Origin of the sequence: Streptomyces sp. NBC_00091, assembly GCF_026343185.1 — a bacterium.
In the GTDB taxonomy this organism is placed as follows: domain Bacteria; phylum Actinomycetota; class Actinomycetes; order Streptomycetales; family Streptomycetaceae; genus Streptomyces.
Genome location: NZ_JAPEMA010000004.1, coordinates 128,667 through 142,106, shown reverse-complemented (window position 1 = coordinate 142,106; position 13,440 = coordinate 128,667). Strand labels below are relative to the sequence as shown.

Annotated in this window: 11 protein-coding genes; 3 read left to right on the top strand and 8 right to left on the bottom strand. The window is 72.8% G+C overall.

What is annotated here, in order from left to right; genetic code table 11:
- Window positions 1-208 precede the first annotated feature (208 nt).
- On the bottom strand, window positions 209-1,174 hold the full coding sequence (locus OOK34_RS33755) for a GlxA family transcriptional regulator (protein WP_267037981.1): 966 nt from the start codon (window positions 1,172-1,174) through the stop codon (window positions 209-211).
- A 151-nt stretch (window positions 1,175-1,325) separates the two neighbouring features.
- Between OOK34_RS33755 and OOK34_RS33750 the strand changes: the two genes are divergently transcribed.
- Window positions 1,326-2,963 carry an ABC-F family ATP-binding cassette domain-containing protein gene (locus OOK34_RS33750; RefSeq protein WP_267037980.1) on the top strand — a complete coding sequence of 546 codons (1,638 nt, stop codon included), beginning with the start codon at window positions 1,326-1,328 and terminating at the stop codon, window positions 2,961-2,963.
- A 15-nt stretch (window positions 2,964-2,978) separates the two neighbouring features.
- On the opposite strand, the gene OOK34_RS33745 is transcribed toward OOK34_RS33750, so the two are convergent.
- The 5 genes from OOK34_RS33745 to OOK34_RS33725 form a co-directional block, all read right to left on the bottom strand.
- Window positions 2,979-3,749 carry an SDR family oxidoreductase gene (locus tag OOK34_RS33745; protein WP_267037979.1) on the bottom strand — a complete coding sequence of 257 codons (771 nt, stop codon included), beginning with the start codon at window positions 3,747-3,749 and terminating at the stop codon, window positions 2,979-2,981.
- Window positions 3,750-3,771: 22 nt separating this feature from the next.
- Entirely contained in the window at window positions 3,772-4,968 is a 1,197-nt protein-coding gene (locus OOK34_RS33740) for an MAB_1171c family putative transporter (protein WP_267037978.1), read from the bottom strand.
- The gene (locus tag OOK34_RS33735) at window positions 4,958-5,464 is read right to left on the bottom strand and encodes an ImmA/IrrE family metallo-endopeptidase (RefSeq protein ID WP_267037977.1); all 507 of its coding nucleotides are present in this window, start codon (window positions 5,462-5,464) and stop codon (window positions 4,958-4,960) included. Before OOK34_RS33735 ends, OOK34_RS33740 begins: the two co-directional genes overlap by 11 nt.
- Window positions 5,465-5,721: 257 nt before the next feature.
- On the bottom strand, window positions 5,722-8,187 hold the full coding sequence (locus tag OOK34_RS33730; RefSeq protein WP_323183524.1) for a Tex family protein: 2,466 nt from the start codon (window positions 8,185-8,187) through the stop codon (window positions 5,722-5,724).
- An 82-nt stretch (window positions 8,188-8,269) separates the two neighbouring features.
- The gene (locus OOK34_RS33725; RefSeq protein WP_267037975.1) at window positions 8,270-9,133 is read right to left on the bottom strand and encodes a hypothetical protein; all 864 of its coding nucleotides are present in this window, start codon (window positions 9,131-9,133) and stop codon (window positions 8,270-8,272) included.
- A gap of 305 nt (window positions 9,134-9,438) precedes the next feature.
- Between OOK34_RS33725 and OOK34_RS33720 the strand changes: the two genes are divergently transcribed.
- Window positions 9,439-10,941 carry a M1 family metallopeptidase gene (locus OOK34_RS33720; protein ID WP_267037974.1) on the top strand — a complete coding sequence of 501 codons (1,503 nt, stop codon included), beginning with the start codon at window positions 9,439-9,441 and terminating at the stop codon, window positions 10,939-10,941.
- Window positions 10,942-10,977: 36 nt separating this feature from the next.
- Here OOK34_RS33720 and OOK34_RS33715 read toward each other — a convergent pair whose 3' ends face one another.
- Entirely contained in the window at window positions 10,978-11,868 is an 891-nt protein-coding gene (locus OOK34_RS33715) for an oxygenase MpaB family protein (RefSeq protein WP_267037973.1), read from the bottom strand.
- A gap of 140 nt (window positions 11,869-12,008) precedes the next feature.
- Between OOK34_RS33715 and sph the strand changes: the two genes are divergently transcribed.
- Complete coding sequence (gene sph / locus OOK34_RS33710; RefSeq protein ID WP_267038225.1) at window positions 12,009-13,007, top strand: sphingomyelin phosphodiesterase; 999 nt, start codon at window positions 12,009-12,011, stop codon at window positions 13,005-13,007.
- Window positions 13,008-13,022: 15 nt separating this feature from the next.
- On the opposite strand, the gene OOK34_RS33705 is transcribed toward sph, so the two are convergent.
- Entirely contained in the window at window positions 13,023-13,421 is a 399-nt protein-coding gene (locus OOK34_RS33705; RefSeq protein ID WP_267037972.1) for a hypothetical protein, read from the bottom strand.
- Between the last annotated feature and the right edge of the window lie 19 nt (window positions 13,422-13,440).

The window sequence follows — 13,440 nt, the reverse complement described above, 5'->3', positions numbered from 1 at the left end:
GGCGTTTGAGGCGCGGGTCCGGGCAGCGCCCGGGGAACGGTGGAAGGGTGGGTAGGGGACCTGCTCCGCGCAGCGGCCCACCACCCGCAGGCGACCGCCGGACCCCAGCCGAGGCGTGTGGCCCCGCCCGGCAGGCCGACGGACGGAGTCCGGCGCAGCGGGCCGAAGCCCGGGAGGCCCGCCAGGGCCGAGCGGTGCGAGGGCCGCGTCAGGAAGGTGGGCGGCCGAAGCGGCGACGGTATTCGGCCGGGGACTGGCCGAGGGTTTTGACGAAGGCCCGCCTCAGCGCCTCCGGCGTCCCGTAGCCGCACGCCTGCGAGATCTGCGCGACCCCCTCCCCGCTGTCCTCCAGCAGCCTGCGCGCGTGTTCCACCCGCACCCGCTCGACGTACCGCCCCGGCGTCACCCCCGTCTCCGCCTGGAAGGCCCGCGCGAAGTGCCGCGGCGACAGCGCGGCCCTCGCCGCGAGGGCTTCCACGCTCAGGTCCCCGCCCGGGTGCTCGGTGATCCACTGCTGTACGTCCCGCAGCGGCTCCCGCCGCGCGGTCTGCGCCGCCAGCTGGGCGCTGAACTGCGCCTGGTTCCCGGGTCTGCGCAGGAACACCACCAGGTGCCGGGCGACCAGCAGGGCCACGTCCCGCCCGAGGTCCTCCTCGACCAGCGCCAGCGCGAGGTCGATCCCGGCGGTGACCCCGGCCGAGGTGGCGACGGGGCCGTCCCGGACGTAGATGGGGTCCGGTTCCACCGACACCCGCGGGTAGTCCCGTGCCATCCGCCCGCACACGGACCAGTGCGTCGTCGCCCGCCGCCCGTCCAGCAGGCCCGCCTCGGCCAGCAGCAGTCCCCCGGTGCACACGGACACCAGCCGCCCCGCGCGTCCCCCGTACGCGCGCAGCCAGTCGGTGAGCCTCGGCTCGAAGTCCCCGGTGAACCGGCCCCCGGGCACCAGCAGGGTGGTCCGCGGGCCGGGCCGGACGCTCTCCAGGTCCCCGTCGGGCACCAGGGTCAGCCCGCTGCTGGTGCGGACCGGCGCGCCGCCCGGGGAGACGGTCCGGACCGCGTACCCGCCGTCCGTCCGGCAGCGCCCGGCGCCGTCGAACACCTCGACCGGGCCGGTCACGTCCAGGCTCTGCACCCCGTCGTAGAGGACGACGAGCACGTTTCGCAGTGACATGCCTCCATGGTGTGACCCGGCACCGATGGCCGCAATGACGGGCATCCCACCTATCCGGCCATGGCGCGCCGCCGGTGCTGCGATCGCGGTGCCCCCGCGCTGCGGCCACTCGGGCCGGAGGGCGCCGGGGCGCCGATAGGATCGGGGCATCATGACTGCAACCCTCGTCGCCAAGAACCTCACCGCCGCGCACGGTGAGCGCACGCTCTTCGCCGGTCTCGACCTCGTCGTCGCGCCCGGCGACGTCATCGGTCTCGTCGGCGTCAACGGCGCCGGGAAGTCGACCCTGCTGCGGCTGCTCGCCGGGCTCGACACGCCCGAGACCGGTGAGACGCGGCTCTCCCCGCCCGGCGCCGCCGTCGGCCACCTCCCCCAGGAGCCCGAGCGGCGCGACGGGGAGTCGGTGCGGGAGTTCCTCGCCCGCCGGACCGGCGTCGCCGCCGCGCAGGCGGCGCTGGACGAGGCCACCCAGGGGCTCGTGGACGGCACCCCGGGCGCCGACGACGCGTACGCGGACACCCTCGACCGCTGGCTGAACCTCGGCGGCGCCGATCTCGACGAGCGGGCCCAGGAGGTCGCGGACGAGCTGGGCCTGGCGGTGAGCCTGGACCTGCCGATGTCGGCCCTGTCCGGCGGCCAGGCCGCCCGGGCCGGGCTCGCCTCGCTGCTGCTGTCCCGGTACGACGTGTTCCTCCTCGACGAGCCCACCAACGACCTGGACCTCTCCGGCCTGGAGCGGCTGGAGCGGTTCGTGACGGGGCTGCGCGCGGGCACGGTGGTCATCAGCCACGACCGCGAGTTCCTGACCCGGACCGTCACCAAGGTCCTCGAGCTCGACCTGGCCCAGCAGCAGATCAACCTCTACGGCGGCGGCTACGAGTCCTACCTCCAGGAGCGCGAGCGGGCTCGCAGCCACGCCCGCGAGGAGTTCGAGGAGTACGCGGACAAGAAGTCCGCGCTCGAGGGCCGCGCGCAGATGCAGCGCAACTGGATGGACAAGGGCGTGCGCAACGCCCGCCGCAAGTCGAGCGACAACGACAAGATCGGCAAGAACCTGCGCGGCGAGTCCAGCGAGAAGCAGGCCGCCAAGGCCCGGCAGACGCAGCGCGCCATCGAGCGCCTGGACGTCGTCGACGAGCCCCGCAAGGAGTGGGAGCTGCGCATGGAGATCGCGGCAGCCCCCCGCTCCGGCTCGGTGGTCGCCACGCTGCGCGAGGCAACCGTCCAGCGCGGGGACTTCGGCTTCGGCCCGGCCAGCCTGCAGATCGACTGGGCGGACCGGGTCGCGATCACCGGGGCCAACGGCGCCGGCAAGTCCACCCTCCTCGCGGTCCTGCTGGGCCGGCTGGCACCGGACTCCGGTTCCGCCACCCTCGGCTCAGGCGTCCTGGTCGGCGAGGTCGACCAGGCGCGCGGCCTGTTCCTCGGCGAGGAGCCGCTGCTGGAGGCCTTCTGCGCGGCCGTCCCGGACACCGAGCCGGCGGAGGTCCGTACGCTGCTGGCCAAGTTCGGCCTGAAGGCGGCGCACGTGCTGCGCCCGGCGGCGACCCTCTCCCCCGGCGAGCGCACCCGGGCGGCCCTGGCGCTGCTCCAGGGCCGCGGGGTGAACCTGCTGGTGCTGGACGAGCCGACGAACCACCTGGACCTGCCGGCGATCGAGCAGCTGGAGGCGGCCCTGGACGCCTACGAGGGCACCCTGCTGCTGGTCACCCACGACCGCCGCATGCTGGACGCCGTCCACGTGACCCGCCGCCTGGAGGTCGCGGACGGCAAGGTCACCGAACTCTGACGTCCAGGACACCCCCTAGGCCGGGGGTGTCCGCTTGCGGGCCATCTTGCGGGCCACGAAGGCGCGCGGCAGATGGCGGGCCGCGAAGGCGTACGCCTGGTAGTGGCGGCCGGTGACGCTGACCGGGCGGCGGCGGGCGAGGTCGCGCAGGGCCTTGGCCACCACCGCCTCGGGCTCCAGCCACACCGCGTCGCGCAGGGCGCTGACGTCCATGCCGGCGCGTTCCTGGAACTCGGTGCGGGTGAAGCCCGGGACCACGGCCAGGACGCGGACCCCGTAGGGCTCCATGTCCACCCGGAGGGATTCGCTGAAGGCGGTGATCCAGGCCTTCGCCGCGCCGTACGTCCCGGTCGGGAGCAGTCCGGCGACCGAGGAGACGTTGAGCACCGCGCCCCGTCGGCGCTCCCGCAGGCCCGGCAGCAGTGCGTGGGTGAGCCGGAGCGGGACCTTCACGAGGAGGTCGAGCATCCGCTCCTCGTCCTCGACCGGGTTGTACGGGAAGGGCGCGGGCAGGCCGAATCCGGCGTTGTTGACCAGGATGTCCACGGGCCGTGCGGTGTCGGCGAGCCGGTCGGCGACGGCCGCGCACGCGGTGGCGTCGAGCAGGTCGGCGGGGAGCACCTCGCAGACCGTCCCGGTCTCCCGGGCGAGTTCCGCGGCCAGGGCCTCCAAGCGGTCCTTGTCCCGGGCGACGAGGACCAGGTCGCAGCCCTTGGCGGCGAAGGCCCGCGCGAAGGCGGCGCCGAGGCCGGCGCTGGCCCCGGTGATCAGTACGGTGGTGGTCACGTGAGCTTCGCTTCCTGGACGTTCAGGCGGTACGGGGGTCGGGGGTGAAGGCGCGGGCGGCGGGCGAGGCGTAGGCCCGGGCGACGTCCACCAGGAATCCGGCCTCGTCCGCCAGGTCGCCGCCCTCCGCGGAGGTCTGCATCGCGGCGGGCAGTTCCAGCGCGGGGCCCTGCGCCTGCTGCCCGGGCAGTCCGGCGAGCTTCGCCCGCCGCGCCTCCTTCAGTACGCAGGCCAGCGCGGCCGCCGTGCGCCGCTGCTCGGGGACGCCGCTGTCGGCGACGTGGCCGCGGGCGAGCTCCGGCACGCCGGGGGGCACGTACTCCCCCAGGATCAGGATCGCGTCGCGGGTCTCGATGACCTTGCGGTAGACCAGCATGCCGCGCGGCACCGGCGGCCAGAGCAGCTCCAGCACCCGTCCGGCCCGGGGCTCGGAGAGCACCACGTGCGGGACGGCCTGGACGAGGTCCCGCCACAGGGGCCACAGCCGCCAGGCGGTGACGGTGTCGGTGAGGGTGCGGCGCAGCGTGAACAGGGTCGGTACCAGGATCGCGGCGGCGCGCAGCAGGCCGTGCAGGTTCATCATCAGCGGCAGGGCGGGCATCGCCCAGGTGCTGCCGGCCAGGGCCTTGAGCAGGTACGCGAACCAGAACAGCCCGGCCAGCGCGGTGCCCAGGCCGAACAGCCGCAGCCCGGCGGCCAGTCCGCGACTCTCGCTGCGGCGGCCGTAGCGCCAGCAGACGAAGACGCAGATGGTGTTGGCGATCAGGTGGGCGGAGATCAGCACGAGCCAGTAGGCGAGGGAGGGTACGGGGTCCCCGGTGGGCGGGATGGTGTGCGTGCCGTGCCCGGGCGCGGCGGCGTCCAGGGCCACGAGGGTGGCGAGCCAGAGCACCGTGCCCGCCCAGGAGGCGAGTTGGAGCCTGCGCCCGCGGGTGGCGGCGGCCACGAAGTAGAGCACCGCGCCCGCCGACAGGACGCCGATGAGGTTGCGGACGAGGCCGACCGTGTGCGCGTACCCGGGCTCGCGGCTCATGGCGTACGTGACGACGGCGGGCAGGTTCAGGGTCATCGCGGCGGCGGCGGTGGCGACGGCGAGCCACAGTCCGCGCTGTTCCGGGGAGCGCAGGGCGCCGGGGGCCCGGAGCAGGACCGCGATCCACAGGCACACCACGCTGGGAACGGCGAGCCAGTCGCCGATGGCGGCGAGTTCAGCTGCCATCGCGGTGGCCCCGCTCGTAGCCCATGGCGGATTCGAGCCGCGCGAGGGCCCCGCGGGGGGCTGCGGTCCGGCGGGGGTGGCCGGCGGCGGAGGTGCGGATGCGGATCATGCTCGCGAGCATCTCCGCCTCCTGCTCCTGACGGGTGGTGTAGTTGGTGCGGCCGAGGACCACGGGGGCCCGGCCGTCGGCCTCCTCGCCCTCCAGGTGGTGGTGGCCGAAGAGGATGTGCCCGAGCTCGTGGAGCACGATGTGCTCCCGGTGCAGGGGGGTGGTGTGGGCCTCGTAGAAGACGTAGTCCACGCTCTCGGTGCCCACCCACAGTCCGCAGACGCCGGATTCGGCGGCCTCCCGGGGCAGCGGGTGCAGCCGGATGGGACGGCCGCGCTGGTCGGCGATGCGGGTGCACAGGCCGTCCAGGGAGAACGGGTGGGTCAGATCCAGGTGACCGAGAATCGTCTCGCACCGTTTGCGCAGGCTGAGATCCCGGTAGGGCATGTGTTCCCTCTTCGGACCCTTTCTCGGGCAGCGTCGGTAGGCGTGGGGGGTGGGCATCGGCATGGCGTCCTGTGCCTTGAGGCGGCCTCGGGAGGGCGGTCCCGGAGGGAAAAACGGGAACGCCCGTCCGCGCGAGCGAACGGGCGTTCCACCATCCCTACAGATCGTCCACGGCAGTTGGCAAGGCGGTTCCCCGTCCGGGGTGCCTATTCGGCCAGTTCTGCCGACCGTGGGCCTACGCCTGGTCCGACGCGCCGCTATCGCCGCTTGCGCTGTTCCTCCGGGCCGGTGAGGCCGGCGCGGCGCAGGGCGTCGGCCATGGCGCTGTTGGCGGGGGCCGGGGCGCCGGGGCGCTGCCCGCCGCCACTGCCGGCGCCCTGGCGGCGGCCGTCGCCGCCGCGCTGTCCCTGTCCCTGGCCCTGGCTCTGCGCCTGGCGCTGGCCCTGGCCCGGTGCCTGGCCGCGCTGCTGCGGGGGACGGCCGCCGCCCCGACGGTCCTCGCGGCGCTCCTCGCGCTGGCGGGGCGCACCGGCGCCGCGCTCCGCGCCCGCCTCGTCCTCCAGCCGCAGGGTCAGCGAGATCCGCTTGCGCGGGATGTCCACCTCCATGACCTTGACCCGGACGATGTCGCCCGGCTTCACCACGTCCCGGGGGTCCTTGACGAAGGTCTTCGACAGGGCCGACACGTGCGCGAGTCCGTCCTGGTGGACGCCGATGTCGATGAAGGCGCCGAAGGCGGCCACATTGGTGACCACCCCTTCCAGGATCATGCCGGGCGCCAGGTCGCCGATCTTCTCGACGCCCTCCTTGAAGGTGGCCGTCTTGAAGGCGGGACGCGGGTCGCGGCCCGGCTTCTCCAGCTCGCGCAGAATGTCGGTGACCGTGGGCAGGCCGAAGGCCTCGGTGACGAACTGCTCCGGCCGCAGGGAGCGCAGGACGGTGCTGTTGCCGATCAGGGCCGCCACCTCGGCGCCCGCCGTCTTGCCCATGGCCCGTACGACCGGGTAGGCCTCGGGGTGGACGCTGGAGAAGTCCAGCGGGTCGTCCCCGCCGCGGATCCGCAGGAAGCCCGCGCACTGCTCGTACGCCTTGGGGCCGAGCCTGGCCACGTCCTTGAGGCCCTTGCGGCTGCGGAAGGGGCCGTTGGCGTCGCGGTGGGACACGATGTTCTCGGCGAGGGTGCCGCTGATGCCCGAGACCCGTGAGAGCAGCGGGGCGGAGGCGGTGTTGACGTCCACACCGACGCCGTTCACGCAGTCCTCGACGACCGCGTCGAGCGAGCGGGACAGCTTCACCTCGGACAGGTCGTGCTGGTACTGGCCGACGCCGATCGACTTCGGGTCGATCTTGACCAGCTCGGCGAGCGGGTCCTGGAGGCGGCGGGCGATGGAGACCGCGCCGCGCAGGGACACGTCCATGTCCGGGAGTTCCTGCGAGGCGAAGGCCGAGGCGGAGTACACGGAGGCGCCCGCCTCCGAGACCATCACCTTGGTGAGCCCCAGCTCGGGGTGGCGGGTGATGAGGTCCCCGGCGAGCTTGTCGGTCTCGCGGGAGGCGGTGCCGTTGCCGATGGCGATCAGCTCGACCGCGTGCTCCTCGGCGAGGCGGGCGAGCTTGGCGAGGGACTCGTCCCACCTGTTGGCCGGAACGTGCGGGTGGATCACGTCCGTGGCCACGACCTTGCCGGTCGCGTCGACGACGGCCACCTTGACGCCGGTACGGAAGCCCGGGTCCAGGCCGAGGGTGGCGCGGGTGCCGGCGGGGGCGGCGAGCAGCAGGTCGCGCAGGTTGGCCGCGAAGACCCGTACGGCCTCGTCCTCGGCGGCGGCGCGCAGCCTGGTCCGCAGGTCGATGCCGAGGTGCACCTGGATCTTCGTGCGCCAGGCCCAGCGGACGGTGTCGGCGAGCCACTTGTCGCCGGGGCGGGCGCGGTCGGCGATGGCGAAGCGGCGGGCGATCAGCCCCTCGTAGGTGGAGGGGCCGGGAGCGTCGCCCGGCTCCTCGGGCTCCAGGTCGAGGGCGAGGACGTCCTCCTTCTCGCCGCGCAGCAGGGCGAGGACCCGGTGCGAGGGGAGGGCGGTGAAGGGCTCGGCGAAGTCGAAGTAGTCGGAGAACTTCGCGCCCGCCTCCTCCTTGCCCTCGCGGACCTTCGAGGCGAGCCGGCCGCGGCCCCACATGCGCTCGCGGAGGTCGCCGATCAGGTCGGCGTCCTCGGCGAACTTCTCGGTGAGGATGGCGCGGGCGCCCTCCAGGGCGGCGGCCGGGTCGGCGACGCCCTTGCCGGCGTCCACGAACGCGGCCGCGGCGGCGGCCGGTTCCACGGAGGGGTCGGCCAGCAGTCCCTCGGCCAGGGGCGCCAGGCCGGCCTCGCGGGCGATCTGCGCCTTGGTGCGGCGCTTGGGCTTGAAGGGGAGGTAGATGTCCTCCAGCCGGGCCTTGGTGTCGGCCGCGTTGATCCGGGCCTCCAGTTCGGCGTCGAGCTTGCCCTGCTCGCGTACGGAGTCGAGGATCGCGGCGCGGCGGTCCTCCAGCTCGCGCAGGTACCGCAGCCGCTCCTCGAGGGTGCGCAGCTGGGCGTCGTCGAGCATCTCGGTCGCTTCCTTGCGGTAGCGCGCGATGAACGGCACGGTGGAGCCGCCGTCGAGCAGCTCGACGGCGGCCTTGACCTGCCGTTCCCGTACGCCGAGCTCCTCGGCGATCCTGCCTTCGATGGACATCGTCACTGTGCGGTCCCGCCTGCCTTCGTGCGTTTGCGTGGAAGGCTGTCAATTGTGGCAGGTGCCGCCGACAGACGGCGGGAGGCCCTCAGCCCTTTCCGGTGAGGTCGCGGGGGAAGGCGCCCGCTCCGACGGCCTGCGCGACGATGGCGCCGCCCAGCTCGCCGAGCCGGGCGAGGCCGGCCACGCCGAGGTGTTCGTACGGGGCGGCGTCGAGGCGGTCGGTCTCGGTCTCCAGCCGCTCGCGGACCGCGTGGCCCTCCTCGGTGAGTTCGCCGTCGGCGTCGAGGATGCCCCGGGAGCGCAGCCGCTCGGCGGCGGCGTCGAGGTCGCTCTGCTCCCAGCCCCGGATGCTCTTGACCCACTTCGGGGTCATGCCGCGGCCGGTGGCGGTGTGGCTGACGAGCGCTTCGAGCGGGTCGAGGCCGGTGATGAGCAGCGCGGCGAGGTGGCCGTCGCCGCGGTGCTCGCGCAGCAGGGTGGTGGCGTGCCACAGGCGCAGGTGCGGCTCCTCGGGGACGGGGAGGTCGGCGTGGGCGGCGTAGAGGGTCCGGCCGTGCCGGGTGCAGGCCTCGGTCGCGCGCAGGGCGAGGTCGGCGGCCTCGGCGAGGGCGGCCGAGGCGATGGTCTCCGGGCCGAGGAGGCGGCTCAGGGTGGCGTCGACGGCGCGCAGCCGGGCGGCGAGGGCCTGCTCGGGCGAGACCGTGTCCCAGAGGGCGGGGAGGTGCGCGGCGACGAGGTCGTGGCGGTAGTTGTAGAAGGCGGCGGTCACCGCGCCGGGTCCGACGGGGCCCATGGCGGCGGACCGGTGGGCGAGGTTCACGGCGACGGGATGGGTGACGCCGAGGGCGGCGAACTCGGTGGCGAGGTCGGGGGAGAAGTAGACGGTGGCGTGCAGCGGGTTGATGGCGGTGTGCCAAACGCGGCGCGCGGCGTGCGGGGGAAGCGTCATGCACCGCAGGTTACCGACTGCTTAGTATGCCGGGAAGCCCGGGGCACAGGCGGGCGGGCGTCGGGTGGGCGTCGTAATCCGGCCACTCTGCCGCCCGGGCACGGTCCGGACATCTGCGCAGCTCCGGCCGCTCTCCCGGCCCGGGGCGGGCGGGTTGGGCCGGGTTCGTGACGTCCGAATGGCGATCGTGTGACAGCACGGGCCATGGACATGACGTAAGCGATCACGGGTGAATACGGTCGAACGACGAACGTCCAGCGTCGAACATCGAACCGAGTTGCCTCCCCTACCCCTTGGAGCTCTTCGTGCACCGCAAAGTCATCGCCCCGAGCGTCCTGGCCGCCTCCCTCCTGCTGGTGATCCCGGCGTCGGCGGCCAGCGCCGGTCCGGGCGCCCCGGGTATCGGCGACACCTACTACCCGGCCAGCGGGAACGGCGGATACGAGGTCTCCCACTACGACCTGCGCCTGAAGTACGAGCCGAAGACGGACCTCCTGGAGGGCACCGCCACCCTCCTCACCACCGCCAAGCAGGACCTGTCCCGCTTCAACCTCGACTTCGGCCTGAAGGTCAGCGAGATCCGGGTCAACGGCACCAAGGCGAAGTTCGCCACCTCGGGCGCGCACGAGCTCGAGGTGACCCCCGCCCAGCCGCTCCAGAAGGACAAGCCGGCCAGCGTCGTCGTCAAGTACGCCGGAAAGCCCTCGGAGTTCAAGATCGACGGCTGGTCGGCCTGGCAGCGGACCCCGGACGGCGGCGTGGCGGCGCAGGAGCCGGACGCGGCGGTGTGGTGGTTCCCGAGCAACGACCACCCCCTCGACAAGGCCACCTTCGACGTCTCGGTCAGCGTCCCGGACGGCACCCAGGCGATCAGCAACGGCGTGCTCCAGTCGCAGAGTTCGAGACTCGGCTGGACCCGCTACAACTGGCGCTCCAACAAGCCGCAGGCCACCTACCTGGCCACCCTCGCGATCGGCAAGTTCGACATCACCACCGACAAGACGGCGGGCGGCCTGCCGATCCTCAACGCGTACAGCAAGGACCTCGGCGACAACGCCGGCGCGGCGCGCGCGAGCGTGGAGCGGACCGGCGAGGTCGCGGAGTGGCTGGAGGGGGTCTTCGGCCCGTACCCCTTCAACGCGCTGGGCGGCTACGTCCCGAACGTGCCCACCGGTTTCGCCCTGGAGACCCAGACCCGGCCGTTCTACAGCCCGCGCCAGTTCGCCAACGGAGCCAACGTCTCCGTCGTCGTCCACGAGCTGGCCCACCAGTGGTACGGCGACAGCGTGTCCGTCGACAACTGGAAGGACATCTGGGTCAACGAGGGCTTCGCCCGCTACAGCCAGTGGCTCTGGTCGGAGAAGGAGGGCGAGGGCACCGCCCAGGAGCTCGCCGACTGGGCCTACGCCTCCCACCCGGCGGAGGACCCGTTCTGGCAGGTCAAGCCGGGTGACCCGGGTCCGGACAACCAGTTCCACCTGGCGGTCTACGACCGTGGCGCGATCGCGCTCCAGGCGCTGCGCAACGAGATCGGCGACGAGAAGTTCTTCCAGATCCTCAAGGGCTGGCCGACCGAGCGGGCCTACGGCAACGCCAAGGTCGGGGACTTCGTCCGGTACGCGGAGAAGGTCTCGAACAAGCCGCTCGCCCAGCTCTTCGAGACCTGGCTCTACACCCCGGCCAAGCCGGCCTTCGCCCCGCCGGCCGCCAAGACCGGCGCCCGCACCCTCCAGTCCCCGGCCAAGCCCGCCGCGGAGCCGAAGTCCTGGAAGAAGATCGCCGAGACGAACACGGTCCACGACCACTGATCCACGGCGGTACGCGGACCCGCGCGCCGGTGCCCCTCAGAGGGTGCCGGCGCGCCATCGCGCCCGTGCGGCCCGGGCCCTCGGGAGGTAGCGCAGCCGCTCGGGCAGCAGCGGTACGAGGATCCGTACGGCCGTGCTGAACCGCCGGAGCCGGCGCTCCTGGGCGGGGGTCCACTCCAGGCCGATGGCGGCCCGCGCGTCGGGCGGCATGTAGCCGACGGTGACGAAGGCCCGGAAGTGCAGGTACGCGGTGCGCAGGGCCGGCCAGGCGATCCGCAGCAGGAGCCGGACGGCCCGGGAGGCCGCCTCGGGCGGGGGCAGGTCCGCATCGGCGGCGATCAGCTCACGGGCGACCTTGGTCGGCTCGATCTCCTCGGCCAGCATCCGGTGGTAGTACGGCCAGAACTCCTCGACGGTCTGCGGCATGTCCCGGTCGTGGAGGCCGAGGATCCGGCCCACCTGGAGCCACTCCCGGTACAGCTGCCGCTCCTGGGCGGGGGTGATGCGGCGGAACAGGTAGCGCCCGGCGTGCAGGGCGACGGGGAAGCCGGTGGCGTGCACCCACGCGAAGCAGGCGGGGTCGAGGGAGTGGTAGCGCCGGCCCCGGGTGTCGGTGCCCTGGATCTCCTTGTGCAGGCGGCGTACCCGGCGGCCCTCCGCGGCGGCCTCGGCGCCGCCGTACACCCACAGCATCAGGGAGCGCAGCGAGCGCTCGCCGCGCCCCCAGGGGTCGGTGCGGAAGGCCGAGTACTGGTCGACCCCGGCCCCGACGGCGGGGTGGGCGACCTGGAGGGTGAACGCGGCGGGCAGCGTGAGCAGGGAGCGGATGTCCCCCGTGGTGCTCCACAGCATTCCGCCGGGAGCCGGAGGCTCCGGATCGGGGCGCGTGGCGGGCCTTGTGGGGGTGGAGAGCTCCTTGTGCTTCATGGGTTCAAGTATGCGAGCGGAAGAAGTCCTCGGCCCGGACAGAATTCCTTGTCCTGGGTGTTACCGGGAGGTAACCGCGGCTGCTTGGATAACGGCGTCGATCTTCCCCCGCAGGATTCGCAGGAATGATGGAGACCTTCATGCTGCACACCTCGCACCGCCGCACCCGGGCCGCCGCCACGGCCGTCGCGGCGATCGCCGCAGGAACCCTGGCCGTCACCTCCGCGCCCGCCGCCACGGCCGCCGAGAGCGCCGGGGCCCCGCGACTGAGCGTCCTGACGTACAACGCGTTCCTGATGAGCAAGAACCTCTACCCGAACTGGGGCCAGGACCACCGGGCCTCGGAGATCCCCAAGGCCTCCTTCTACCAGGGCCACGACGTGGTGGTGCTCCAGGAGGCCTTCGACAACGCCGCCTCGGACGCGCTGAAGGCGAACTCCTCCGCGCAGTACCCCTACCAGACCCCGGTCATGGGCCGCGGCAAGACCGGCTGGGACGCGACGGGCGGCGCCTACTCCACCACCACCCCGGAGGACGGCGGGGTCACGATCCTCAGCAAGTGGCCGATCCTGCGCAAGGAGCAGGTGGTCTACAAGGACGCCTGCGGCGCCGACTGGTGGTCCAACAAGGGCTTCGCGTACGCGGTGCTGAACGTCAACGGCACCAAGGTGCACGTGGTCGGCACCCACGCCCAGTCCACCGACCCGGGCTGCGGCGCGGGCGAGGCGGCGCAGATGCGCAGCCGGCAGTTCAAGAACATAGACGCCTTCCTCGACGCCAAGAACATCCCGGCGGACGAACAGGTCATCGTCGCGGGCGACATGAACGTGGACTCCCGCACCCCGGAGTACGCCTCGATGCTCGCGGACGCCGACCTGGCCGGCGCCGACTCGCGTACGGGCCACCCGTACTCCTTCGACACGGCGCTCAACTCGATCGCCAACTACCGCTACCCGACCGACCCGCGCGAGGACCTGGACTACGTCCTGTACCGCAAGGGCAACGCCCGCCCGGCGGGCTGGGAGAACAACGTGGTCAAGGAGCAGTCGGCGCCCTGGACCGTCTCCAGCTGGGGCACCTCCTACACCTACTCCAACCTCTCCGACCATTATCCTGTTGTGGGGTACGTGGCCCCGTAGTTCAGGCGGCTCAGCTCATACGGCTGTGGGCTTCGCGCCGGGCGGCGCTTCGTCCGCCGGAGCCCACACCGGCACCACCCGAACGGTCTTCTGCGCGCAGATCTCCACGCGCAGGATCATCGACGCCAGGATCGTGCGCTTCGACTGCACGCTGATCGTCGCCCACTCGTCCAACAGACCACGGACTACGCCGCGGAAGGGGACAGGACTCAGTGGCTGCTCTGCCTGTTCCTTCGGCAGAGCATCGGGCTTGCGTTGGACCTCGGCCCGCTCGGCAGTCAGCATGTCGCGCGTTCGCAGGTACGAGTCCCGCGGAATGTCTCCCATCACGTGCCCGGTGGTCGCACGATCGATGGCCGCCGAGAGTTTACTCAGCTGTACTTCCAGTGCGTTCCGGGCGCCGCCAACGTCCAAGCCTGGAGCAGCGGGTGGA